This is a genomic window from Flavobacterium sp. N2820, assembly GCF_025947285.1.
Classification (GTDB): domain Bacteria; phylum Bacteroidota; class Bacteroidia; order Flavobacteriales; family Flavobacteriaceae; genus Flavobacterium.
This window is the reverse complement of the sequence record NZ_CP110008.1, coordinates 1859332-1885665: the sequence shown is the minus strand read 5'-3', so window position 1 is coordinate 1885665 and position 26334 is coordinate 1859332. Positions and strand designations below refer to the sequence as shown.

At 33.0% G+C, this 26334-nt stretch carries 25 protein-coding genes; 11 read left to right on the top strand and 14 right to left on the bottom strand.

Annotated features, from left to right (window positions below):
* The first annotated feature begins 12 nt into the window (after window positions 1-12).
* From porV to OLM52_RS09135, 10 genes are all read left to right on the top strand, one after another.
* Window positions 13-1224 (top strand): type IX secretion system outer membrane channel protein PorV, encoded by a 1212-nt coding sequence (gene porV / locus OLM52_RS09180; protein WP_264550534.1) that lies wholly within the window; start codon window positions 13-15, stop codon window positions 1222-1224.
* A gap of 66 nt (window positions 1225-1290) precedes the next feature.
* Complete coding sequence (locus tag OLM52_RS09175) at window positions 1291-1770, top strand: cytidine deaminase (RefSeq protein WP_264548222.1); 480 nt, start codon at window positions 1291-1293, stop codon at window positions 1768-1770.
* Window positions 1771-1930: 160 nt separating this feature from the next.
* On the top strand, window positions 1931-2929 hold the full coding sequence (pdhA, locus tag OLM52_RS09170) for a pyruvate dehydrogenase (acetyl-transferring) E1 component subunit alpha (protein ID WP_264550533.1): 999 nt from the start codon (window positions 1931-1933) through the stop codon (window positions 2927-2929).
* A 5-nt stretch (window positions 2930-2934) separates the two neighbouring features.
* Window positions 2935-4557 carry a pyruvate dehydrogenase complex dihydrolipoamide acetyltransferase gene (locus OLM52_RS09165; protein ID WP_264548221.1) on the top strand — a complete coding sequence of 541 codons (1623 nt, stop codon included), beginning with the start codon at window positions 2935-2937 and terminating at the stop codon, window positions 4555-4557.
* A 72-nt stretch (window positions 4558-4629) separates the two neighbouring features.
* Window positions 4630-5595, top strand: coding sequence for a M28 family metallopeptidase (locus OLM52_RS09160; RefSeq protein WP_264548220.1), 966 nt, complete (start codon window positions 4630-4632; stop codon window positions 5593-5595).
* Window positions 5585-6268 carry an SDR family NAD(P)-dependent oxidoreductase gene (locus OLM52_RS09155; RefSeq protein ID WP_264548219.1) on the top strand — a complete coding sequence of 228 codons (684 nt, stop codon included), beginning with the start codon at window positions 5585-5587 and terminating at the stop codon, window positions 6266-6268. Before OLM52_RS09160 ends, OLM52_RS09155 begins: the two co-directional genes overlap by 11 nt.
* A gap of 27 nt (window positions 6269-6295) precedes the next feature.
* A complete protein-coding gene (locus OLM52_RS09150; RefSeq protein ID WP_264548218.1) occupies window positions 6296-6649 on the top strand; it encodes a four helix bundle protein in 354 nt (117 codons plus the stop codon).
* An 18-nt stretch (window positions 6650-6667) separates the two neighbouring features.
* Window positions 6668-7270, top strand: coding sequence for a SprT-like domain-containing protein (locus OLM52_RS09145; protein WP_264548217.1), 603 nt, complete (start codon window positions 6668-6670; stop codon window positions 7268-7270).
* 47 nt (window positions 7271-7317) lie between these two features.
* Window positions 7318-8376: a mannose-1-phosphate guanylyltransferase gene (locus OLM52_RS09140; protein WP_264548216.1), complete on the top strand. Its 1059-nt coding sequence runs from the start codon at window positions 7318-7320 to the stop codon at window positions 8374-8376.
* A 12-nt stretch (window positions 8377-8388) separates the two neighbouring features.
* Complete coding sequence (locus tag OLM52_RS09135; RefSeq protein ID WP_264548215.1) at window positions 8389-10746, top strand: cation:proton antiporter; 2358 nt, start codon at window positions 8389-8391, stop codon at window positions 10744-10746.
* A gap of 1 nt (window position 10747) precedes the next feature.
* Here OLM52_RS09135 and OLM52_RS09130 read toward each other — a convergent pair whose 3' ends face one another.
* From OLM52_RS09130 to gcvP, 7 genes are all read right to left on the bottom strand, one after another.
* Window positions 10748-11515 (bottom strand): ABC transporter ATP-binding protein, encoded by a 768-nt coding sequence (locus OLM52_RS09130; protein WP_264548214.1) that lies wholly within the window; start codon window positions 11513-11515, stop codon window positions 10748-10750.
* Window positions 11515-12261, bottom strand: a complete 747-nt coding sequence (locus OLM52_RS09125) for an MlaE family ABC transporter permease (protein WP_264548213.1) — start codon at window positions 12259-12261, stop codon at window positions 11515-11517. The genes OLM52_RS09130 and OLM52_RS09125 overlap by 1 nt, the downstream gene beginning before the upstream one ends.
* Before the next feature lie 53 nt (window positions 12262-12314).
* Window positions 12315-13163, bottom strand: coding sequence for a glycosyltransferase (locus OLM52_RS09120; protein ID WP_264548212.1), 849 nt, complete (start codon window positions 13161-13163; stop codon window positions 12315-12317).
* Between the two features lie 27 nt (window positions 13164-13190).
* Window positions 13191-13718, bottom strand: coding sequence for a class I SAM-dependent methyltransferase (locus OLM52_RS09115; RefSeq protein ID WP_264548211.1), 528 nt, complete (start codon window positions 13716-13718; stop codon window positions 13191-13193).
* Window positions 13719-13785: 67 nt separating this feature from the next.
* Window positions 13786-14844, bottom strand: a complete 1059-nt coding sequence (locus OLM52_RS09110) for a 3-oxoacyl-ACP synthase III family protein (RefSeq protein WP_264548210.1) — start codon at window positions 14842-14844, stop codon at window positions 13786-13788.
* 229 nt (window positions 14845-15073) lie between these two features.
* Window positions 15074-15445 carry a group III truncated hemoglobin gene (locus OLM52_RS09105; RefSeq protein ID WP_264548209.1) on the bottom strand — a complete coding sequence of 124 codons (372 nt, stop codon included), beginning with the start codon at window positions 15443-15445 and terminating at the stop codon, window positions 15074-15076.
* Window positions 15446-15526: 81 nt separating this feature from the next.
* Window positions 15527-18370 carry an aminomethyl-transferring glycine dehydrogenase gene (gcvP, locus tag OLM52_RS09100; RefSeq protein WP_264548208.1) on the bottom strand — a complete coding sequence of 948 codons (2844 nt, stop codon included), beginning with the start codon at window positions 18368-18370 and terminating at the stop codon, window positions 15527-15529.
* 150 nt (window positions 18371-18520) lie between these two features.
* On the opposite strand from gcvP, the gene OLM52_RS09095 reads away from it, so the two are divergent.
* A complete protein-coding gene (locus OLM52_RS09095) occupies window positions 18521-19360 on the top strand; it encodes a hypothetical protein (RefSeq protein WP_264548207.1) in 840 nt (279 codons plus the stop codon).
* A 2-nt stretch (window positions 19361-19362) separates the two neighbouring features.
* Here OLM52_RS09095 and OLM52_RS09090 read toward each other — a convergent pair whose 3' ends face one another.
* From OLM52_RS09090 to OLM52_RS09060, 7 genes are all read right to left on the bottom strand, one after another.
* Complete coding sequence (locus OLM52_RS09090; RefSeq protein ID WP_264548206.1) at window positions 19363-19749, bottom strand: hypothetical protein; 387 nt, start codon at window positions 19747-19749, stop codon at window positions 19363-19365.
* 11 nt (window positions 19750-19760) lie between these two features.
* The gene (locus OLM52_RS09085; RefSeq protein WP_264548205.1) at window positions 19761-20105 is read right to left on the bottom strand and encodes a hypothetical protein; all 345 of its coding nucleotides are present in this window, start codon (window positions 20103-20105) and stop codon (window positions 19761-19763) included.
* A complete protein-coding gene (locus tag OLM52_RS09080) occupies window positions 20102-21010 on the bottom strand; it encodes a TIGR01777 family oxidoreductase (protein WP_264548204.1) in 909 nt (302 codons plus the stop codon). The genes OLM52_RS09085 and OLM52_RS09080 overlap by 4 nt, the downstream gene beginning before the upstream one ends.
* Before the next feature lie 394 nt (window positions 21011-21404).
* On the bottom strand, window positions 21405-21908 hold the full coding sequence (locus OLM52_RS09075) for a GbsR/MarR family transcriptional regulator (RefSeq protein WP_153207769.1): 504 nt from the start codon (window positions 21906-21908) through the stop codon (window positions 21405-21407).
* A 134-nt stretch (window positions 21909-22042) separates the two neighbouring features.
* Window positions 22043-24067 carry a M3 family metallopeptidase gene (locus OLM52_RS09070; protein ID WP_264548203.1) on the bottom strand — a complete coding sequence of 675 codons (2025 nt, stop codon included), beginning with the start codon at window positions 24065-24067 and terminating at the stop codon, window positions 22043-22045.
* A gap of 159 nt (window positions 24068-24226) precedes the next feature.
* The gene (gene purE / locus OLM52_RS09065) at window positions 24227-24709 is read right to left on the bottom strand and encodes a 5-(carboxyamino)imidazole ribonucleotide mutase (RefSeq protein WP_008254544.1); all 483 of its coding nucleotides are present in this window, start codon (window positions 24707-24709) and stop codon (window positions 24227-24229) included.
* Window positions 24710-25064: 355 nt separating this feature from the next.
* The gene (locus OLM52_RS09060) at window positions 25065-26219 is read right to left on the bottom strand and encodes a 5-(carboxyamino)imidazole ribonucleotide synthase (RefSeq protein WP_264550532.1); all 1155 of its coding nucleotides are present in this window, start codon (window positions 26217-26219) and stop codon (window positions 25065-25067) included.
* Between the last annotated feature and the right edge of the window lie 115 nt (window positions 26220-26334).

Sequence of the window (26334 nt, the reverse complement as noted above, 5' to 3'; positions counted from 1 at the left end):
ACTATGAATACAATGAAAAAAATCGCTATATTATTAACCTTTTTAGTAGTTGGTCAGTTTGCAAAAGCACAAGAAGATAATAATCGAGTTATAACAACAGGAGTACCATTCTTACTTATAGCAGCTGATGCACGTTCTGCAGGTATGGCAGATATGGGTGTGGCAACATCTGCAGATGCTTTTTCACAACAATATAATCCTTCAAAATACGCTTTTTCATTACAAAAGCAAGGTTTTTCTGTAAGTTATACCCCATATTTAACTAGTATTGCTAATGATATTTCTTTGGGGCAAATTACATATTACAATAGAATTAATGAAAAAAGTGCCTTTGCTGGTTCATTGCGCTATTTTGGATTAGGTGACATTCAATTGACAGATGAAATAGGAACCCCATTAACAACTGTTAGTCCTAACGAATTTGCTTTAGACGGTTCTTATTCTTTGAAATTAAGTGAGCGTTTTGCAATGGGAATTGGTGCAAGATATATTCGATCTAATTTAAAAATTGCAACAGATAATGGCGATGCTACGGCTGCATCTTCTTTTGCCGTTGATGTTTCAGGGTTTTACCAATCGGAAGAAGTTGCTTATGAAGATTTTAATGGGAGATGGAGAGCGGGTTTTAATTTTCAGAATTTAGGGCCAAAAATAAATTACGATAATGATAATTTAGATAGTAGCTCAAATTTTTTACCTGCAAATATGCGTTTAGGTGGAGGGTTTGACTTTATTTTTGACGAATATAATAAGATTGGTGTTACAGCGGAAGTTACAAAACTTTTAGTGCCAACTCCACCATCTAGAATTCAATATTATGATATTGATGGAGACGGAACAATTTCTGGAACAGAGGAAGATGAAGTGGATGATATGAACAGTCTTGCCGTTTCAGAATATAGAAAAATTGGATGGGTAGATGGAATTGCTAAGTCATTTAATGATGCGCCAGACGGGTTTTCTGAAGAATTAAAAGAATTTACTTGGGCTTTAGGAGCAGAGTATTCATACCAAGAATCATTTGCCTTACGTTTAGGTTATTTTAACGAAAATGAATTGAAAGGTGCGAGAAAATTCTTTTCATTAGGTGCTGGTTTTAAGTATAATGTTGTTAAAGTAGATGTTTCTTATTTGTTCTCAGCATCCAAAGTGAGAAATCCACTTGAAAACACCTTGCGTTTTTCGCTAACATTTAATTTTGGCGATGAATACGATGAATATTAAATAAAAAAACAAATTATTAAATCATCCAAATTCTTATATTAGAATTTGGATTTTTTTTCCTCACATATGAAGCAAATTAGTATAAATACGACCATCTCAGTTCTTTCAAAGGAAGAATTGTCAGTACAGGAAACCGAATTGATGAATCAAGCTTTTGTAGCAAGAAGCAAGGCATATGCTCCTTATTCAAAATTTACAGTAGGTGCTGCAATTTTATTGGATAACGGAATTGTTGTTCAAGGTTCAAATCAAGAAAACGCCGCTTATCCTTCGGGTTTGTGTGCTGAGCGCGTGGCTATATATTACGCAGGCGCTAACTATCCTAATGCAAATATTGTAAAAATGTTTATTACAGCATCGCCTCAAGATAGAGATTTAGCAGAGCCAATTCCACCATGTGGAAGTTGTCGTCAAGCGATAGCCGAGTACGAATTTAAACAAGATGTTCCAATTGAAATATTTTTCATGGGAGTTAAAGGGCCAATTTACAAATCCGATTCATTGAAAAATATTTTACCTTTAGTTTTCGATAAAAATCATCTATAACGATTTCGTAGATTTTTTTAACGATTTAATACAAAAAAACACAAAAATCATAGAATTTAATTTTTTCAGTAAGGTTCTATGTAGTATTTTTGCTTTTCGTAAAATTGCAAACAATCATTTAACCTGTTTTGCAATAAAATTGAATTAAAAAACAAACATGATGAAGCCAATAACCAAAGAAGTTTACCTTAAATGGTATGAAGACATGCAGTTTTGGAGAAAATTTGAAGACAAATTAGCTGCGGTTTATATCCAACAAAAAGTTAGAGGATTTTTACATTTATATAACGGTCAAGAAGCAGTATTAGCTGGAGCTTTACACGCTATGGATTTGTCAAAAGACAAAATGATTACAGCTTACCGTAACCACGTTCAACCAATCGGAATGGGTGTGGATCCAAGAAAAGTAATGGCAGAATTGTATGGAAAAGTTACTGGTACTTCAAAAGGTATGGGTGGTTCAATGCATATTTTCTCTAAAGAACACGGATTTTATGGAGGTCATGGTATCGTTGGAGCGCAAATTCCAGTTGGAGCAGGTATGGCTTTTGCAGATAAATATTTTGAAACTGGAGGTGTTACTTTAACCTATTTTGGTGATGGTGCTGCACGTCAAGGTTCTTTACACGAAGCTTTTAATATGGCAATGCTATGGAAATTACCAGTTGTTTTTATCGTTGAAAATAACGGATACGCAATGGGAACTTCTGTTGAAAGAACAGCGAACCATACTGATATTTGGAAATTAGGTTTGGGTTATGAAATGCCATGTGGACCAGTGGATGGAATGAATCCAGTGAAAGTAGCGGAAGCTATGCATGAAGCAATGGAAAGAGCGCGTCGTGGAGACGGACCAACTTTCTTAGAAATGAAAACATACCGTTATAGAGGACACTCAATGTCCGATGCGCAATTGTATAGAACTAAAGACGAGGTTGAAGAATACAAAAAAATCGACCCTATTACTCAAGTTTTAGATATTATCAAAGAAAATAACTACGCTACAGAAGCTGAAATCGAAACAATTGATAAAAGAGTTGCTGATTTAGTGGCTGAATGTGAGAAATTTGCTGAAGATTCTCCATTTCCAGAAGTTAATCAGTTATATGATGTAGTATACGAACAAGAAAATTATCCTTTCATTCCACATAAATTATAAGAACTATGGCACAAATTATAACAATGCCCCGTTTGAGTGATACGATGACAGAAGGAGTTGTAGCAACTTGGTTGAAAAAAGTGGGTGATACTATTAAAACAGGAGATATTCTTGCCGAAATTGAAACCGATAAAGCTACAATGGAATTTGAATCATTCCATGATGGTGTTTTATTACACATCGGAATTCAAGAAGGACAATCTGCTCCAGTTGATTCATTATTAGCCATCATCGGTACTGCAGGTGAAGATATTTCAACATTATTAAATGGTGGAAGTACTCCTGAAGTGAAAGATGATAAAGCCGAAATTAAAGAAGAAACTACGCCAGCTACATTGAGCACCGTTGAAATACCAGCAGGAGTAAAAGTAGTAACTATGCCTCGTTTGTCTGACACGATGACAACAGGAACAGTAGCAACTTGGTTGAAAAAAGTAGGTGATGCTGTAAAAGAAGGTGACATTTTAGCTGAAATCGAAACCGATAAAGCTACAATGGAATTCGAGTCATTCAATGCAGGAACTTTATTATATATCGGAGTGCAAGAAGGCGATTCTGCACCAGTAGATACAATCTTAGCTATTTTAGGGCCAGCAGGAACTGATGTTTCAGGAATTGCGGCAAATTATAAAGTAGGTGCTGTTGCTAATTCCGAAACTTCAGAACCAAAAGTTGAATCTTCAAATACTTCAACACCATCTGAGGTAACAGAAAACAAACAACAATCAACAGATAACTCAAGAATATTCGCTTCGCCATTAGCAAAAAAAATTGCTCAAGATAAAGGAATCAACTTGTCTCAAGTAAAAGGTTCAGGTGAAAATGGAAGAATTGTGAAATCTGATGTGGAGAATTTCGCTCCATCAGCAGTAGCAACTCCATCTCAAGCAGTAGCAGAAGCAACAAATGCAGTTGCAACTGTTAAACCATTTGTTCCTGCTGGAGAAGTATTCCAAGAAGAAATTAAAAATTCGCAAATGCGTAAAACCATTGCGAGAAGATTATCAGAATCTAAATTTACAGCACCGCATTATTATTTAACTATCGAGTTAGATATGGACAATGCAATTGCTTCAAGAAATATGATTAACGGATTACCAGAAACGAAAGTTTCTTTCAACGATATGGTAATCAAAGCGAGTGCGATGGCATTGAAAAAACATCCACAAGTGAATTCACAATGGAGAGAAGATGCTATGGTTATCAATCACCATGTGAATATAGGAGTAGCAGTAGCAGTTGAAGACGGATTAATGGTTCCAGTATTGAAATTTACAGACCAAATGAGTTTGACTCAAATAGGTTCAAACGTAAAAGACTTAGCTGGAAAAGCAAAATCTAAAAAAATTCAACCTGCTGAAATGGAAGGAAGTACGTTTACCATTTCTAACTTGGGAATGTTCGGAATTCAATCGTTTACATCGATTATCAATCAACCAAATTCTGCTATTTTATCTGTTGGTGCAATTGTTGAAAAACCAGTTGTAAAAAACGGACAAATTGTTGTAGGAAATACAATGGTTGTTACTTTAGCTTGTGACCACAGAACAGTTGATGGAGCAACAGGAGCACAATTCTTACAAACGTTTAAAGCGTTTATGGAAAATCCAGTTACAATGTTAGCTTAATTGTAAAACATATTTATATTAAAATCCTGATTATTAATCGGGATTTTTTTATTTTTACTAAAAACTAAATTTATGCGCTATTACATCTTTTTATTGGTATTCGTATTGTTTTCATGTGCCTCTAAACCACAGCCTGAAAAAACGAATCAAGCCAGTCTTATTAAATATAAAGTTTCAGAAGAAAATGTTATAAAAACCCTTTCGTATTTGACTTCTGATGAACTTGAAGGAAGAGATTCTGGAAGTGAAGGAATTGAAAAAGCTTCGATTTATCTTGAAAATCTATTGAAAGAAAACGGAATCCAGCCTTATTTTAAAACGTATCGCGATACGTTGTCAAATTTTGAAAAAACGTCTTACAATGTGGTAGGGTATATAGAAGGTACAGATTCAAAATTAAAAAATGAATTTGTAATTATTGGTGCGCATTATGATCATATTGGAAAAATTGCAGCTGTAAATGGTGATGATATTGGTAACGGAGCAAACGACAACGCTTCTGGAACAACTGCCGTAACCGAAGTAGCAAAATATTTTGCAAAGTATAAAAATAACAAACGCAGTATTCTTTTTGTATTCTTTTCGGCAGAAGAAAAAGGGCTTTTAGGTTCAAAACATTTGGCACTAAAATTAAAAGAGCAAAAAATGAATTTGTATTTCATGTTCAATTTTGAAATGATTGGTGTTCCAATGAAAGATAAAGGCATGGATTTTTATTTAACAGGTTTTGGTAGAAGTAATATGGCTTCAAAAATGAATGAATATGCAGGAGAAAAATTAGTAGGTTATTTGCCAATTGAAACCAAATATATGTTGTTTAGAGCTTCTGATAATTATCCTTTTTTTACAGAATTTGAAGTGCCTGCACAAACCGTTTCGACATTTGATTTTGAAAATTTTCAATTTTATCACCAGCCTGATGATGAATTTGAAATGATGGATACAAAACACATGACCAATGTAATCTCAAAAACAATTCCGGTTTTAGAACAAATGATTAATGCTCCAAAAAAAGAAATCAAGTTAAATGAAAAATAAAAATATAATTATTACCGGAACTTCTCGCGGAATTGGTTATGAATTAGCGTTGCAATTTGCAAATGAAGGACATCAAGTTTTAGCCATTTCACGTAAAACGCCAAAAGAGCTAATCGAACACCAAAACATTACGTGTTTATCAATTGATATTTCAAATCCAGCAGAATTGCTTCAAGTGGAAAAATTTATTTCACAAACTTGGAAAAAAGTCGATATTTTAATTCATAATGCTGGAAGCTTATTGCATAAAACGTTCACGCAAATTTCTGCTGAGGAATTTCAAAACATATATAAAGTCAATGTTTTTGCGGTCGCCGAATTGACAAAAATCTGTATTCCTTTCATGGAAAAAGGAAGTCATGTAGTAACAATTAGTTCGATGGGAGGAATTCAAGGCAGTATGAAATTCTCTGGATTAGCCGCTTATTCATCAAGTAAAGGCGCAGTAATTACGTTATCAGAATTGTTAGCAGAAGAATACAAAGAACAAGGAATTGCCTTCAATGTTTTGGCACTTGGAGCGGTTAATACCGAAATGTTACAAGAAGCATTTCCGGGTTACGAAGCACCGCTTTCAGCAAAAGAAATGGCAGATTACATCTTCAATTTTGCATTAACCGGAAACAAATATTTCAACGGAAAAGTATTGCAAGTTTCATCGTCAACGCCTTAAATAATGATGAGTTTTTAATTATAAATTATGAGTGAAAGTATTGTAAAAAGGAAAAGTTTTGAGTTATCTATTTTAGGAGTTAATTTTTATAAGAGTTTAGTCACTGAGAAAAAAGAATTTATAATGAGTAAACAATTTCTTCGCTCAATTACTTCAGTTGGAGCTAATGTTCGTGAAGCAGTTAATGCTCAAAGTAAAGCTGATTTTATTCATAAACTTTCTATTTCTCAAAAAGAGTGTGACGAATCTATGTATTGGTTAGAACTTCTGAAGGAAACGAATTTTATATCTAAAGAAGAATTTGATTCTATTCATCCAAATTGTCATGAAGTTTTGAAAATAATTAGAAGTATAATTATAACCTCAAAGAAAAATAACTAATAACTCATAACTCATTAATTGATAACTATTTTACAAAAATACCTTCCAGAACACGCTGTTCATCATTGTTTTGAGTTAATCAAAGCCAATCACGTGCATCTTAAAATTGTCAACGAACGTCAAACACGTCATGGCGATTATCGAAAAGATGCGCAAGGGTATCATTTAATTACCGTAAATGCAAGTTTAAATAAATACCGATTCTTAATCACACTAATTCATGAAATTGCACATTTAGTTGCCTTTGAAAAATATGGTCGAAACATAAAACCACACGGTGAAGAATGGAAACTCACTTTTCAACGCATGATGGTGCCGTTTATTCGTCCAGAAATTTTCCCAAATCAATTGTTGCCCTTGCTGGCAAAACATTTTAGAAATCCTAAAGCGAGTAGCGATACCGATGCGAAATTAGCTTTAGCATTAAAACAGTTCGACCAAAAAGAAACCGATAAAAATTATATCTTTGAAATTCCTTTTGGAAGCCATTTTAGAATTCACAACGGAAAAATTTTTAAAAAAATAGCTTTACGCGTAAAACGATACGAATGTATGGAAGTGAGTTCTGGACGAATGTATTTGTTTCAACCTAATGCTGAAGTGGAATTGTTACCGAATTAAATTGAGATTATTATGCTTAATGCCTTTTGGCTTTTGACTTATAAATTATGAATAAAAATTATTACGCAATATTGATGGCTGGTGGAGTTGGTTCACGTTTTTGGCCAGTAAGTACTACCGAATTCCCTAAGCAATTTCACGATATGTTAGGAACTGGTGAAACGTTAATTCAAAAAACATTTACCAGACTTTCTCAAATTATTCCTAAAGAAAATATCCTAATTCTTACCAATGAAGATTACAATAGCATCGTTTTAGAACAATTGCCAATGGTACAACAAGAGCAAATTATTTTAGAACCTGTAATGCGAAATACTGCGCCATGTATTTTGTATGCTTCTTTAAAAATTAAAAAGCAAAATCCTGATGCAGTAATGGTTGTAGCACCTTCTGACCATTGGATTGAAGATGAAGTGCAGTTTTGTTCTAATTTGCAACACGCCTTTGATTTCTGTGAGCGCGATGAAAATTTAATGACATTAGGAATTTTACCAACATTTGCTAACACAGGTTATGGTTACATCGAGTTTGATAAATTAGACTCAAGACCTGTTAAAAAAGTAAAACAATTTCGTGAAAAACCAGATTATGCAACCGCAAGAAAGTTTATCCAAAGTCGTAATTTTCTTTGGAATGCTGGAATTTTCGTTTGGAGTGCGAAAACCGTTTTAAAAGCCTATGAAGAGTTTCAGCCTGTAATGTTTGCCCATTTTATGAATGGCTACGAAGTTTTGAATACACCTAAAGAAGTTAATTTTATTAAAGATAATTATCCTTTAGCTCAAAACATTTCAGTCGATTATGCGATTTTAGAAAAAGCGCAAAACGTTTACGTGTTACCCGCAACTTTTGATTGGAACGATTTAGGGACTTGGGGTTCTTTATATGATAAATTACCAAAAGACGAACAAGAAAATGCAGTTGTTAATGCATCGGTTTATTTGGAAAATGCAACAAATAACATCATTAGAACCGAAGGAAAAAAATTAGTAGTAATTGATGGCTTAACCGATTATATCATCGTTGATAAAGATGATGTGTTGTTAATTTATCCAAAAAATAAAGAACAAGACATAAAGAAAATTGTTTCAAAATTAAAGGATTAATTTATGGGTTTCATGATACTTGCAATTGATTTTTCATTACCACTCAAAAATCCAGTGTTGCTTTTTTCACTTATTTTGTTCATCATTTTATTTGCTCCTATTGTTCTTAATAAACTAAGAATTCCACATTTGATAGGGTTGATTATAGCTGGAACTATAATTGGTCCAAATGGGCTAAATCTGATTGCGAGAGACATGAGTATCATTTTGTTTGGAACGGTTGGTCTTCAGTATATAATGTTTTTGGCTGGGTTAGAAATTGACTTAGCTGATTTTAAAAAAAATAGTGGTAAAAGTTTAGTTTTTGGATTATTGACTTTTTTAATTCCGATGGCATTAGGAACTTTTGCAGGCTTGTATATTCTTCATTTTTCATGGGCGACTTCAATACTTTTGGCCAGTATGTTTGCTTCTCATACTTTAATTGCTTATCCGATAATTAGTAAATTAGGAGTTTCAAAAAATAGAGCGGTTAATATAACTGTTGGAGGAACTATGATAACAGACACTCTTGCTTTATTGGTTTTAGCTGTAATAGCGGGTATGCAAACAGGAGAAATTAATCAAGAATTTTGGATTAGACTTGGGGTTTCAGTTATAGTCTTTGGTTTAGTAGTTATGTTATTATTTCCAATTATTGGAAGATGGTTTTTTAAACGATTTGATGATAATATTTCCCAATATATTTTTGTACTTGCAATGGTTTTTTTAGGCTGTACTTTGGCAGAATTAGCAGGTATTGAAGCAATTATTGGTGCTTTCTTAGCTGGATTATCATTAAATAGATTGATTCCTCATACTTCTCCTTTAATGAATCGAATTGAGTTTGTTGGCAATGCTTTATTTATTCCATTTTTCTTAATTGGTGTAGGAATGTTAGTAGATTATAAAGCATTTATTAAAGATTGGAAGACTATAGAGGTTGCGGGAATTATGACTTTTGTAGCTATTCTTGGAAAGTATTTGCCTGCATTAATAACTCAAAAGATTTTTGGCTTTTCAAAAGATGAACGAAGGTTGATTTTTGGATTAAGTAATGCTCAAGCAGCCGCTACATTAGCCGCTGTTTTAGTAGGATTTAATATTATTGTTGATTATAATAAAGTCAATACTTATTCAGAAATACATCTGAAAAATAAAAAATTAGTTACCGAAAATAATTTAGAAATCATCTTTCCTGGATTAGAGAAGGGAAAATTTCCTTCAATAGGTAGCTTTGCGTATATAAATGAAAAAGTTGCCAAAGGAAAATTTAAATTGATTGATAAGTCAGAAATGGAATTTAAAAATGGCGTTTTGTCTGAAATTAAAATACCAAATCGATTGCTGAATGAAAATGTATTGAATGGTACAATTTTAATGATTTTGATTACATGTACGCTTGCTTCCTTTGTGGCTCAAAAAGGGGCATACAATATTGCACTTTCTGAACAAGACGATGATGAAGACCAAATCAATGATGAAGACATAGAAGAACGAATTCTAATTCCAATGAAAAGCATCGAAAAAGTCGATGAACTTATCAATTTAGCCGTTACGATTAAATCTAAACGGAATAAAAATGGATTATACGCATTAAGCGTCATTAATTCTGATAATAATTCTAATGGACAATTAAATAAAGCAAAAAAAATAGTGGATCGAGCAGCTGTTGTAGCTTCATCTACAGATAATCAATTGAATATGCTTACACGTTTCGATTTAAATGTAATCAATGGAATTCAAGGTGTGGCAAAAGAACACAAAATAACCGATATTATTTTAGGTCAAACAGAAGAATTAGGTACTTCCGATAGCTTGTATGGGCCTTTAACAGACGGTATTTTGTCAAAATGCAATGCAACAACATATATTTTTAAATCTCATCATCCTTTAGCAACAACTAAACGTTTTGTTGTAGTGATTCCTGAGAAAGCTGAACGTGAAATTGGGTTCCCATTTTGGTTGATAAAAATATGGAATTTAGGAAAAAATACCAGTACTAAGATTGTGTTTTATGGTTCAGAAACTACCATTAATTTAATCAAAGATATTCATTCTAATCATCCTGTAGAAGCCGAGTTTAATGAGTTTTCTAATTGGGAAGATTTTCTTATTTTATCTAGAAGTATAAGTAAAGATGATGGTTTGGTCGTTGTTATGAGTAGAAAGTCTAATCTTTCTTATAATGCAACAATGCCTATTATTCCTCATTATATGAATAAATATTTTGACAAAAATAATGTCTTAATTGTTTATCCAATTCAAATGGGAATGAACACGTCTAAAATGGATTTAAAAAATCCAGCAGCTTTGGAAACGTTTACTGAAAATATAGAGTTCTTAGATGACGTTCGAAAAATGATAATTAAAACGTTTAAGAAAAAATAAATTATTTATCGTCTTCCAAATACATTTTCCGAACTCGTTTGAATAATTCAGAAGAATATACAAAGTCGGTAACAGCAGCATTATCAGTTTTAAAGATTTCTTTATTAGAACCTTCCCATTCCAATAAACCATTTTTAAGAAATACAATTTTTTCTCCAATTTCCATCACCGAGTTCATATCGTGTGTATTGATTACCGTAGTGATATTGTATTCTTGCGTAATTTCCTGAATCAAATTGTCAATTACAATAGCAGTTTTTGGGTCTAAACCCGAATTTGGTTCATCACAAAAAAGATATTTTGGATTATTTACGATAGCACGAGCAATGGCAACACGCTTCTGCATTCCGCCCGAAATTTCAGAAGGTCTTTTATGGTGTGCATTGACCAAATGTACTCTGTCAATCACAAAATCAACACGTTCTTTAATTTCTTTTAAAGATTTGTTGGTAAACATTTTTAATGGAAAACCAATATTTTCTTCAACTGTCATTCCGTCAAACAATGCACTTCCTTGAAAAACCATTCCGATTTCTGTTCGTAAAGCTCTTTTTTCGTCGTTTGAAAGTTCGGAATAAATTCTACCATCAAATGAAATGGTTCCACTATCTGGCGTGTGAATCCCTAGTAAGGATTTTAAAAAAACCGTTTTCCCTGAACCGCTTTGGCCAATAATTAAATTAGTCATTCCAGCCTCAAAACGAGTAGAAACGCCTTTCAAAACTGTTTGTTCTCCAAACATTTTCACGATGTTTTTTACTTCAATCATTAGCTTAAAAGGAGTTGAGTTAATATAAAATTCATTAAAATAATAACAACTGATGTCCAAACAAAGGAAACTGTACTGGCTTTTCCAACTTCAAGCGCTCCACCTTTCATATAAAATCCATGAAATGACGGAATTGTTGCCAAAAGTAAAGCAAAAGTAAATGTTTTTATAAATGCGTAGGCAATGTGAAATGGAATAAAGTCGGTTTGTAAACCTGTGATAAATTCTTCACTACTGGTAAAACCTCCATAAACCGCGGCCATCCAACCACCAAAAACCCCTAAAAACATACTCAACCCAATTATGAAAGGATATAAAAGTAGTGCTATGATTTTTGGAAAAACCAAGTAGTTTAAAGAGTTTACACCCATAACTTCTAGGGCGTCAATTTGTTCAGTAACTCGCATTGTTCCTATACTTGATGTGATGAAAGAACCCATTTTTCCAGCCATAATAATTGAAATGAAAGTAGGAGCAAATTCTAACACAACTGATTGACGTGTAGCAAATCCTATCAAATATTTTGGAATTAACGGATTTGTTAGGTTTAAGGCTGTTTGAATAGCCACAACACCTCCTACGAAAAATGAAATAAATGCCACAATGCCTAGTGAACCAATGATTAAATCATCAACTTCTTTAAGAATTAATGGTTTCATTACCGACCATTTAGTAGGCTTGTTGAAAATTTCTTTCAACATGATAAAATATTTTCCTATTTGTGATAAGTAGCGAATGAGCATCATTTTATGTTCAGTTTCAAGTGTGCAGTAAAAATACTATATTTTATTGTAAAAGATTAAAACAATTTTGCTCTCATTTTTTTCCAGCGGTAGTTTCTGAAAAATTTAGCTTGCTCTGGGGTTACAAATAATGGTTTTCCAGATGATTTTGCTTTCCAAAAACCCATTAAATAATCGATGAATAAAAGTGGTTTGCCTTTTTTTATTGCTAATTTTAACGATGAAATGGCTGTTATGATAAATCCATAGCCTAAACTGTAAAATGCTTCTCCTTGTTTGTAGCGAGCAGCTTTATTATAGCTTGCACCAGTAGGTTTTAGGTGTTTTACGTGTAAACTTTCATCTGTTACTACTTTCCAGTTGTAGAATTTACACAACAATTCATCTACGGTATCCCAACCCATAGCAGGTTTTAATCCTCCAATTTGTTTGTAGGTTGCTTTTCGATAGGCTTTTAAGGCACCTCTAATGTGGTCTTTGTCGGTTAGGTTTTCTAAAACCCAATCGTCATTTTTTTTAACGTAACAAAATCCGCCCACCATACCAATTTTTTCATCTTTTTTAAAATGTTGAATGATGGTTTCAAAATAGTTTTTTGGAAAAATCAAATCTGCATCAACTTTTACGATTATATCATATGCTTCGTCGATGTGTTTTTCTCCTTCATGAAACGCTTGAATAACTTTACTTCCAGGCAGATGAATAGTGTCTGATTTTTTATTAACTAATGAAATAAAAGAGTGCTTTTCGGCGTAAGCCAAAACAATTTCAGGGGTTTTGTCGGTGGAATTATCATTAACCACTACAATTTTTGTTGGTAAAACCGTTTGTTCTACCAAAGATTGCAAAGTTAGACTCATAAAAGCTTCTTCGTTATAAGCTGGAATGATAATATAATATTTCATAAGATAAAATCTATTTTCTATGTTCTTTTATCTTTTCTCTCTTTCCGCGTAAACCAAATAATATCTTGGAGTGAACCATCTCAATAATGGTCTAAAACCTATTTTTTTAACAGGATGTGTGAATTTTACTCTATCTAAAATTTTGAATCCTGCTTTTTCCAAAAGCCAATCCAATTGCCAATCTTCAAATTCGTGATAATGACGATCCCACATATCTGTTTTACTTCTATAAGCAGGCGAAAACCACAAACGTAAAGGAATTGAAATTAAAATTTTATCCGCTTTTACGTTTTGTAAAATGGTGTAAGGATTTAGCAAATGTTCAAAAATTTCAAATGCTGTAAACACCTCATAATTCTCATTTTGTAGCGTTGATTGATCAATATCAATGTCTTCACCTTTTGTATTGATGACTTGATAACCATTAGATGTCATGATTTTCGAAAAAGGATTTGTAACGCCTAAATCTAAAATACTTTCATGAGTTGAAATATGTTTTTTTAGAAAATCTAAAGTGATGTTGAATCGTTTACTTGGATATGTTTTTTCGTACATTGAAATAGAAATTGGAGTACAAATTTACTTTTTTCTTCTAACTTCTTACTTCCAACTTCCAACTTTTTTACATTTGATATACAATTGCGTTAATATTCATGCCCGAACCTACAGAAGCAAACAAAATAACATCACCTTTTTCTAATTTTTGATTTTCAACTAATCCTTTTTGAATGGAATCAAATAAAGTTGGCACCGTTGCCACACTCGAATTTCCTAGTTTGTGAATACTCATAGGCATAATTCCTTCGGGTGGAGTTTGTTTGTATATGCGATAAAACCTTTGAATAATGGCTTCGTCCATTTTTTCATTGGCTTGATGAATCAATATTTTTTTAACTTGATTAATATTGACGCCACTTTTATCCAAACATTCAGCCATTGCTTTTGGAACTTGACTTAATGCAAATTCATAAATTTTTCTCCCGTGCATTTTAATATACCGTACATCTGGGTCGTGTTCCTTATTGAAAGAATTGCCAAAAAATAAATAATAGGCTTCATCATAAGTAAAGGTTGCTGTTTCATGCGCTAAAATTCCACCTTCATCTTCTGTTGCTTCAATAATTGTTGCGCCTGCACCATCAGAATAAATCATGGAATCTCTATCGTGCATATCAACAACTCTTGATAAAGTCTCGGCTCCAATTACCAAGCATTTTTTTGCCATTCCAGCTTTTATAAAAGCGGTGGCCTGAATTACACCTTCTACCCATCCTGGGCAACCAAAAAGAATGTCATAAGCAACACATTTTGGATTTTTTATACGTAAATGGTGTTTTACACGAGTTGCTAAACTTGGTAAAATATCGGATTGAATTGCTCCTTTTTTAACATCACCAAAATTATGTGCTAAAATGATATAATCTATGGTTTCTGGGTCAACATTTGCATCTTCAATAGCTTTTTTTGCTGCGATAAAAGCAATATCAGAGGTGCATAATTCGTCTGAAACATATTTTCGTTCACGAATCCCAGTGATTTCTAAAAATTTTTCGGCAACAACATCATTTGGATAAGGAAATGGCGTTCCGTCATCGTTTAGAAATGTATGTTTAGCAAAATCTATATTTGAAATTGTTTCTGTAGGAATATAGCTTCCAGAACCAGTTATTTTTATATTCATATGTTTGAATTTTATTTTTTAACGGTAACATATGGTATCGCATTCTTAATCATTGGTGTTTGCTTACGCAAACTTTTTGTTAATGGCGATTTCATAACATTTGTGTTAGTGTAACGAAATTATTAATTATTTCTTAACATAAGATAAAAACAACTGTTTTATTTGTTGTTATTATCGAATCATCAATTAAAACTTAAAAAAATACGAAATTAACTTTTTTAGAAGGGTTTTATGAAAATTTTATCTGCATAATTGTTGCCATACTTAATGCTTGTGTTTTCATTTGTTCGGCATATTTTCCTGTAAAATGTTCATCAATTGTTGAGTTGAAATGTTGCAACCAAGTGTCAAAATGTATTTTATTGAAAGCATGTTTTTCGTGTACTTCTTTATGAATCGAAAACATATTGTTGTAATAGCCTCCTTTTAAAAATAAAGATTGTTCCCAAAATGTAGCCAATATTTCAAAATGTGATTCTAGATGTTGGTCAACGGTAGTGACTTTTGTAAAGAAAAAATTAATGGAATCATCAGCTAAAAGTTTATCATAAAACGTTCTCATGATGCAAAGAATATCTTCTCGGGTTTCAATATCATTCATTTTTATAATGGGTTAAAAAAAGGACTCAAATTAAAAAACTTGAGCCCTTTTGATTTATTATTTTGTAATTCGTACTTTGAATTACATGTACGCTTCAATCGGTGCACAAGAGCATACTAAATTTCTATCACCATATGCTTCATCAACACGACGAACAGTTGGCCAAAATTTATTTTCAGCAATATAATCTAATGCAAACGCAGCTTGTTCTCTAGTGTAAGGAAAAACCCATTCGTTAGCAGTAACCATTGCTAAAGTATGAGGTGCATTTCTTAAAATATTATTTGCATCCTCTTTCGAAGAAGCTTCAATTTCTTTACGAATAGAAATCATTGCATCACAAAAACGATCTAATTCTGCTAAATCTTCTGATTCAGTTGGTTCAATCATTAAAGTTCCAGCCACAGGGAAAGAAACCGTTGGAGCATGGAATCCATAATCCATTAAACGTTTTGCAATATCGGTTACTTTGATTCCTTTTTCTTCGAAAGCTCTACAATCTAAAATCATTTCGTGAGCGGCTCTTCCCATTTCTCCAGAGTATAAAACTGGGTAATGTTCGTCTAAACGCGCTTTCATGTAATTTGCATTTAAGATAGCGTATTTAGTAGCATTGGTTAAACCTTCAGCGCCTAACATGGTGATGTAGCCGTAAGAAATCAAACAAACTAATGCTGAACCATATGGTGCAGAAGAAATAGCTGTAATGGCTTGGTTTCCTCCAGTTGGAATAACTGGATTGGTTGGTAAGAATGGAACTAATTTTTCATTTACGCAAATTGGTCCAACACCTGGTCCACCACCGCCGTGAGGAATAGCAAAAGTTTTGTGTAAGTTCAAGTGACAAACATCAGCGCCAATAGTTGCAGGATTTGTTAATCCAACTTGTGCATTCATGTTTGCACCGTCCATATATACTAGTCCACCATTATCGTGAATAATTTTAGTAATTTCTATAATAGCGCTTTCAAAAACACCATGTGTTGATGGGTAAGTTACCATCAAAGCTGATAAGTTGTCTTTGTGTAAGATTGCTTTTGCTCTCAAATCTTCTACATCGATATTTCCATTTTCCATGGTTTTGGTTACGATGATTTCCATTCCTGCCATAGCTGCAGAAGCTGGATTCGTTCCGTGAGCAGAAGCTGGAATCAAACACACATTTCTGTGGTTATCACCTCTTGATAAATGGTAAGCACGAATAGCCATTAAACCAGCATATTCACCTTGAGCACCCGAATTTGGTTGTAATGTTGTTCCTTGGAAACCCGTTACAACATTCAATTGTTGCTCTAATTTTTTCAACATGATTTGGTAACCTTCTGCTTGTTCAATTGGTGCAAAAGGGTGGATACTGTTCCAATTTGCCATCGATAAAGGCAACATTTCGGCAGCAGCATTTAATTTCATCGTACAAGAACCTAATGAAATCATCGAATGATTCAATGATAAATCTTTACGTTCTAATTTTTTGATATAACGCATCAATTGCGATTCTGAATGATGGTTGTTGAAAACATCATGTTGTAAGAAAGTTGATTTTCTCACTAAGTTTTCAGGAACCATTAACTCATTAGCTAATTGACTAATTGTGATTTTGTCTTTTCCAGTTGCTTCAGCAAAAATGGCAATGATTTGGTTGATGTCATTTACAGAAGTCGTTTCGTTAAATGAAATCGAAATCGTTTCAGTATCTGGATAGAAGAAATTTACTTCGTGTTTTTCAGCAATTGCTTTTACTTTATTCGCATCTGCTTTTACTAAGATAGTATCAAAAAAAGCGGAATTCGTTTGGTAAACACCTAATTTATTTAAAGCATCAGCAGTAGTAACCGCAGAAGCGTGTACTTTGTTAGCAATATATTGTAAACCTTTTGGTCCGTGATATACGGCATACATTCCAGCCATTACCGCTAATAAAACTTGAGCTGTACAAATGTTTGAAGTTGCTTTTTCACGTTTAATATGTTGTTCACGAGTACCTAAAGCCATACGTAATGCACGGTTTCCGTTTACATCGATAGAAACACCGATGATTCTTCCTGGCATCGAACGCTTGTATTCTTCTTTCGTTGCGAAATATCCTGCGTGTGGTCCACCGTAACCCATTGGAATACCAAAACGTTGTGTTGTACCCACAACTACTGCAGCTCCCATTTCACCTGGAGAAGTTAATTTTGCCAATGATAAAATATCAGCAGCTACGGCAACTTTGATTTCGTTTTCTGCTGCTTTTGCAATGAATCCTGCATAGTCATAAACTTGACCATATTTTCCAGGATATTGTAAAATAGCACCGAAGAAATCCGTTGAAAAATCAAAAGTTTCGTGATTTCCAACTACTAATTCAATGTTTAATGGAGTAGAACGTGTTTGTAAAACAGACAACGTTTGTGGTAAAATTTCTTCCGAAACGAAGAATTTTTTCACGTTATTTTTCTTTTGATCGCGAGTTCTTACATCGAAAAGCAACGCCATTGCTTCTGCAGCAGCTGTTCCTTCGTCAAGTAAAGAAGCATTTGCGATTTCCATTCCAGTTAATTCGATAACCGTAGTTTGGAAATTCAAAATCGCTTCTAAACGACCTTGTGCAATTTCAGCTTGATAAGGCGTGTAAGCTGTGTACCATCCTGGGTTTTCAAAAATATTTCTTTGAATAACCGCCGGAACGATAGCGGGATGATATCCTAAACCAATATATGATTTGAATACTTTATTTTTCTTTCCTAATTCTTGAATGTGAGTTAAATACTCATACTCGGTCATAGGAGCATCTAAATTTAAGTCGTTTTTTAAACGAATATCATCTGGAATGGTTTCGAAAATTAATTGGTCTAAAGATTCTACACCAACTGTTTTAAACATGTGATTTAAGTCACTTTCACGTGGCCCTAAATGTCTCAAAGCGAATGCATCTGTTCTCATTTATTAAAAATGTGTATGTGTGTTATTTTGTGTTGTTTTGGACAACAAAAGTAATTATTAATCTTGTAATAATTTGTTTTTAAAATGGGATTTTTTGTGATTTTATCAACTAAAATCGAGTCTTATTAACAGATTGATTATTTTTGTTGAATGGTTGTTTTAAAGAAAATTATCGATTTCTATATCAATAGTAGCTTACATGTGGCTTTTTCGGCTTTTGCTTTGGTATCTATGACGCACTATTTTTTCAATATTGACGGCGGTTTGTCGATTGTTTTCTTTGCTTTTTTTGGAACTGTTGTAGGCTATAATTTTGTAAAATACGATGCCTTAGCAAGATTAAACAAAAATCAAATCAAAAAAGAACTAAAAGGAATTGTTTTGTTGAGTTTTCTTTCTTCAATTGCTTGTTTTTATTTTTTTCTACAATTGTGTTGGGTGACTCAAATTAGCGCATTTGTTTTTTTAGGTTTAACTTTATTGTATACATTACCGTTTTTTCCAAACAAACAAAACGCTAGAAATTGGAAAGGGGTGAAAATTTACATTGTCGGAATTACTTGGGTAGGAGTAACAGTGATTTTGCCTTTGGTAGAAGCTGAAATTCCGTTTTCAATAGATGTTTCTTTGATGGCTGTTCAGCGGTTTTTGTTGGTTTTTTCGATTGTTTTGGTTTTTGATATTGTTGATGTAAAACGCGATGACTTGCATTTGCAAACCGTTCCGCAGAAAATAGGAGTGAAGTTGACCAAAAAACTCGGTTATCTATTATTGTTTTTATTGCTGATTTTAGAGTTTTTTTATACCAATAACCATCACTTTTTGCCTTTCTTTTTTAAACTTTTGGTTTGTGGAACTATTGCTATTTTTCTCTTTTTTGCTCATGAAAATCGTTCACGCTATTACGCTTCGTTTTGGTTAGAAAGTGTTCCGATTTTGTGGTGGTTATTACTAATCCTGACAGGTTTTTTAAACCTGTCAGGATTGTGAATTTACCCATTAATAACCATTCGTTGTTCAACTTGCGCTTGACTTGCTTTTCGTTTTCCTCTAAAGAAGAAATATAAGTTTAAGAATAGCATAAGTCCCAAATAAATTGAAAATCCGCCAATTTTATAACTCAGTTTTTCAATTAAAACTTGATAACTATTGTCATACATGTTCATTTCTAAAATCATAAGTGCAAAGCCTAAATTCAATAAATAAAATCCAGTTTCGAATAGTTTGTTGGTTGCGGTGGCGATTTCTTCTCGACCTTTAAAAATATCCAACATGTAAATTTTACTGTTTTTAAAAAGTGTTTTTGAAACATAGTAGGTTAAAAATAAGGCAATTGGAAGATAAATTGCATAACCGATTAAAATTTTTGTAGTTTCCATAATACGTGTGTTTAAATTAATTTTTTGATGTAATTCGTTAATAATATAATGTTGATGTAATGCATCAAGGCAATCGCAATAATAATGAAAGCCGATTTTGAGGTAATCACTTCAATGAGTTGTGTGATACTTTCAATTTGTTCCCAAGAAATTATCGTCATCGCACAATAACCAATATTTAAGAGATAATAACCCACCAAAAGCAATTGATTTATTTTATGACATAAGTCTTCGTGATTGGGAATCAATTGCGAAACGAAAATGTTTCCATTGTTGTAGCAAATTCGTCCAACTTTTACAATGATAATGCCTGTGATGCTGAAATAGATGAGATAGGCGATGATGTTGAGGTTCATGACAAGAGGTTTTTTAACGTTTTATCTAAATCAGCATATTCAAATTCAAATCCGTTTTCTGTCAATCTTTTTGGGATTACATTTCTGCTTTTTAAGACCAATTCGGCTTCTGTATTGATGATTCTTGCTCCAAATTCAAGTAACGTTTTTGAGATAGGCAAACCAAATGGAATGCCAATTGCTTTTTGAAGTTTTTTCATGAATGCTTCATTGTGAATGGGTTTTGGAGAAACTACGTTGACGCTTCCTGAAAGTTTCTTTTCAATTATAAACTCGACAGCTCTTTCAAAATCTTTTTCGTGAATCCAGCTGATGAATTGTCTTCCGTTGCCGCTTTTTCCTCCCAATCCAAATTGCGTTAATTTTTTTAAAGGAACAAAAGCACCACCATTTTTGCCAAGAACAATTGAAGTACGAATCGCAGTTTTTAATGTGTTTGGAGTTTCGACTTCATAGAATGTTTTTTCCCATGATTTGGCAACGTTCATAGAAAAATCATTACCAATTTCACCTAGATATTCATCCATTTCTTTGTCTTCTGAGTGGCGATAAATAGTCGCAGTTGAAGAGTTGATGAAATGTTTTGGTGGATTTTCACATTGTAAAATGGCTTCATTTAAAATTTTGGTACTATCAATTCTTGAGGCTAAAATTTCAGATTTGTTTTTTTTGGTATATCTGCAATCAACGGATTTTCCAGCTAAGTTAATTAAAACATTAGCATTTTCCAGTTCTTTCTCCCAGCCTGAAAATGTTTTTGCATTCCAATTCACGTATGTAATATTGTTCTTAATTTCAGATTTTTCTCTCGTAAGAATTATAATTTCTTCAAATTTATTTTTGAAATGATGTATTAAGACTTGTCCTAAAAATCCTGTTCCTGCGGCGATGATTAGTTTTTTCATTATTTTGTAATATTATATTTAGAATTTGAGAAACTACAATAGTTTATATATAAGTTATAAAGAGCTATAATTAGACACATGTAAAAGAATTGACCTAAAAAAAATTTAAAAAATAAGGTTACAATAAACCAATACAGTATGTAAAGAATAAGCAAGAGTCTGTTATATATTATTGCATAAAAAGTTAAAATAAAGGAGATAAAAACTTGATATAATCCTAGAATAACTAATAAGCCTATACTGCTATTTAATTTAAAGCCAATACTGTTCGCTATAATAGCACTAATTAAAGCTACTGAAGTTAGAATCAAGTTGAGTTGAAAACTAAAATATTTCATATTATCTATTATTTTAAACTTTCAGAAATAATTGAAAGTTTAGATTAAAAAAAGGGTTACTTCATAATTTTAACAACCAATTTTGCTAACCAATTGTCTTTGTATTCTGTGATTTTATCCAAAACGTTATCCGCTTTTAATACGAAGTCGTATAATTTTGTAGTTTGATCTACGAAATGTTTTTCTGCTTCTGTGTTGTCTGATTTTATAGAAGAAACTTCTTTTAAAACTTTCAATGCAGGTTTGATTTCGCGTTTGCTTCTCTCTCTTGAAATTTTTACGGCTAATTCATCTAAATCTTTTTCGGCTGTGAAAAATTCACGTCTTTCGCCCGCTTTGTATTCTTTATAAACGATTCCCCAATCCATTAAAGCTCTTAAATTCATCGAAGCATTACCGCGCGAAATTTGTAATTCTTCCATAATGTCTTCCATAGAAACAGGTTCGTGCGAAACCATCAACAACGCATGAATCTGTGCCATGGTTTTGTTAATGCCCCATTGAGAACCTAAGGCTCCCCATGTTTGTACGAATTTATTTTTTGCTTCTTTGAATTCCATTTTGATGGTTATTTCATTTTGATAGGACAAAGATATATAAAAGTTTTTAAAGTTTCAAAAAAAAATGAAAGTTTGTTTGAAAAAGAAGCCGAAGTTGTTTTCTTCGGTCTCTAAATATCTAAAATTCTAACAATCTAAATCAACCCAGCTCTCTTCAATAAAGCCTCCACTTTCGGCTCTTGGCCTCTGAATTTTTTATACAATTCCATTGGTAATTCGGTACCGCCTTTTGAAAGTACATTATCTTTGAATTTGGTTGCAACTTCTGTATTGAAAATTCCTTTTTCTTGGAAATATGCAAACGCATCGGCATCTAAAACTTCCGCCCATTTGTAACTGTAATAGCCTGAAGAATAACCGCCTTGGAAAATATGTGAGAACGATGTACTCATGCAATTTTCGGCTACGTCTGGATATAAACTTGTGCCTTCCATTGCTTGTTTTTCAAAAGCTTTTACATCAGCAATAGTTTGCGATTTTCCATGATACGTCATGTCTAAAATTCCGAAACTCAATTGACGTAACGTAGCCATTCCTTCTAAGAAACTCGCACTTTCTTTGATTTTTTCTACATAGTCTTGCGGAATAATTTCTCCCGTTTCGTAATGTTTGGCAAACAAAGCCAACGCTTCGGGTTCGTAACACCAGTTTTCCATCACTTGACTTGGTAATTCCACAAAATCCCAATAAACAGAAGTTCCCGATAAACTAGGATAAGTCGTATTGGCTAACATGCCGTGTAAAGCGTGTCCAAATTCGTGGAATAAAGTGGTTACTTCATTGAAGGTTAGGAGTGAAGGCTTAGTTTCTGTTGGCGGTGTGAAATTGCAAACTATAGAAACATGTGGTCGCTCGTTGATTCCGTCCTTAATATATTGTGGTTTGTAGGATGTCATCCAAGCGCCATTTCGTTTTCCTTTTCTTGGGAAGAAATCCGAATAGAAGATAGCCACTAATTGTCCTTCAAAGTCTAAAACTTCAAAAGTTTGCACATCTTCTTGGTATTTGTCAATATCAAAAACTTCTTTGAACGTGATTCCAAATAACTTTTCAGCAATGGTGAAAGCACCATTTAACACATTTTCCAATTTGAAATACGGTTTCAACAATTCATCATCCAAACTGAATAATTTTTGTTTCAATTTTTCTGAATAATAGGCGCCATCCCATTTTTCTAATTGGTCAATTCCGTCTAGTTCTTTTGCGAAAGTAGTTAGTTGAGCAAATTCTTTTTGAGCCGCAGGTTTTGCTTTTTCCAACAAATCATTCAAAAACGATTGTACGTTGTATGGATTTTGCGCCATTCGTTCTTCTAAAACAAAATGCGAATGTGATTGATAACCCAATAAATTAGCTCGCTTGTGACGTAATTCCACAATGCGTTTTACATTTTCTTTATTATCGAATTCATTATCTTGAAACGATTTTTTTCCAGCGGCAATAGCAATTTCTTTGCGTAATTCACGATTTTCAACATAAGTTACAAAAGGCAAATAACTTGGAAAATCTAAAGTAAAAACCCAACCTTCTAAATTTTTTGATTTTGCCAAACTTGCCGCCATTTCTTTAGCGCCATCTGGCAAACCTTTTAAATCTTCTTCGTTAGTAATATGTAACTGATAATTATTTGTTTCAGCTAAAACATTTTCTCCAAAAGTTAGTTTTATTTTGGCTAATTCGGTGTCAATTTCGCGTAATTTTAGTTTATCTTCTTCATTTAGTAATGCTCCATTTCGAGAAAAACCTTTGAATTTTTTATCTAATAAAGTTGCTTGTTCTGTAGTTAAACTTAAGGAGTCTTTTTGATCATAAACGGCTTTTACTCGTTTAAATAAATCTTCATTCAAATCAATATCGTTACTGAATGCTGTGATTAATGGAGAAACTTCTTGTGCAATTTTTTGCATTTCGTCACAAGTTTCAGCAGAATTCAAATTGAAGAATATTGATGATAAACGATCTAGTTGTTCTCCCGAAAAATCTAATGCTTCGATAGTGTTTTTAAAAGTAGGTGTTTCAGAGTTTTTTGTAATATTATCGATCTCAATTCGAGCTAGTGCAATTGTTTTTTCAAAAGCCTCTTTGTATTCTGAAAGATTAATCTTACTAAACGGAGCTGTATTGTGTTTTGATTCAAATTTTTTTAAAAAAAGTTCCATAAAATTTTTTTATTATCGATAAAGTGTATAATTTTGTCGACGAAATGATTTAATAAATCCTTTTTGTCCCCTAAAAAAAGAGAGAGTAGAATTTTTTTATAGTTGTCACTTAAATGTGAGTAGAAATCCCGAATTAGCAATAATACGGGATTTTCTATTTTATTTCAATCCTTCCGAAGCTTTTAAAACCGCTTGTTTTAATCCTTCTTTGTATGCGATAATTTTGTCTAGCACACATTTATCAGAACTTCCAATAATTTGTGCGGCTAAGATTCCAGCATTTTTAGCTCCGTTTAACGCAACTGTTGCTACAGGAACGCCACCAGGCATTTGTAAAATGGATAATACAGAATCCCATCCATCAATTGAATTACTCGATTTTACAGGAACTCCAATTACAGGAAGTGGCGACATAGAAGCAACCATTCCAGGTAAGTGAGCCGCACCGCCAGCACCCGCAATAATTACAGAAATTCCTCTTTCGTGTGCGTTTTTACTGAAATCAAATAATTTTTCAGGTGTTCTGTGTGCCGAAACAATATCTACTTCGGTTTCGATATCAAATCCTTTTAATATATCGATGGCTTCTTGCATAACCGGCATATCCGAAATGCTTCCCATTATTATTGCTACTTTGCTCATAAATCAGCCCCCTAACCCCCAAAGGGGGAATTCCTACTAGGGGTGAGTAGGGTTAAAATTGTTTTTTGTTTTTAATACTGAAAGAATTAAACAGATAATCATATTGTATAAAATGTTTATAAAATGAGTTCCGTGTAATAAAGTTCTCTCATCGCATTCTCCTCTAACTTCAAATTGATAATACATTTCAAAAGGAAATCCAATTGTGAAATTTGGAGATATATTGTTAAATCTTGAATAAATCATGGAATATGATAATGACAAAAATGAAAATACACAAAATAAAATTGTGGAATAAAAAATAATATGCAAAATCTTTTTTATCATTTTCTAATTTTCAAATTGACGCATTGCCTTATTGGCTAATTACTCTAATTGAATTCTTTACTTCCTCTGCAATTTTTCTTGCTTCTGTCATATTCTCATTTACGATGGTAACGTGTCCCATTTTTCGGAAAGGTCTTGTTTCTCTTTTTCCGTAAATGTGAGGTGTTACACCATCAATTGCCATAATTTTCTCAATATTTTCATAAATAACTTGACCAGAATAACCTTCTTCGCCTACCAAATTTACCATAATTCCGGCAACTTTGCTATCGGTATTTCCTAAAGGTAAGTTCAAAATCGCTCGTAAATGGTTTTCGAATTGAGAAGTGTAACTTGCTTCAATCGAATAATGTCCAGAGTTATGAGGTCTTGGAGCGACTTCGTTTACTAAAATTTCATCGTCTGCTGTTTGAAACATTTCAACAGCTAATAATCCAACATGATGGAATGCTTCTGAAACTTTTAAGGCAATTTCTGTTGCTTTTTGCGCTACTGTTTTATCAATCCGCGCCGGGCAAATTACGTATTCTACTTGATTGGCTTCGGGATGAAATTCCATTTCTACGACCGGATAGGTTTTTACTGCACCAGAAACAGAACGCGCAACAATTACCGCTAATTCATTCTTAAACGGAACCATTTCTTCAGCAATGCATTCTACATCGGGTAATTTTACCAAGTCTAATGCAGAACGACAAATTTTAACGCCATTTCCGTCGTAACCAAATTGCGCACATTTCCATACAAAAGGAAATTCTAATTCATCTTTTGCTAAAGCAGTTCTTAAATCATTCAAATCAACAAATCGTTGGTGTGGTGAAGTTGGAATATCGTTTGAAACGTAATAATCTTTTTGTTTTCCTTTATTTTGAATCAAACGCAAAGTTTTTGGCGAAGGATAAATAGGTAAGCCTTCTTCTTCCAATTGATCTAAAGCATCTAAATTTACATTTTCAATTTCAATAGTTAGCAAATTAACCATTTTTCCAAATTGGTAAACGGTATCAAAATCCATTAAGCTGCCTTTGTAAAATCCGTTGCAACTGTATCGTGCTGGAGCTTCTTCATTTGGTTCTAAAACTAAAGTTTGAATGTCAAATTTTCGTGTTTCAGTCAAAAGCATTTTGCCTAATTGACCACCACCTAAAATTCCTAATTTAAAATCAGAAGAAAAATAATTCATTTCGTCGTAGTTATTTGTTTTTATTTGTCTCATGCAGTCGCTTCGCTCGAGTCATTTCGTTGTAGTTGTTGTTTGCGCAAAGATACTCAGACAATTGATAATTAACAATTGATAA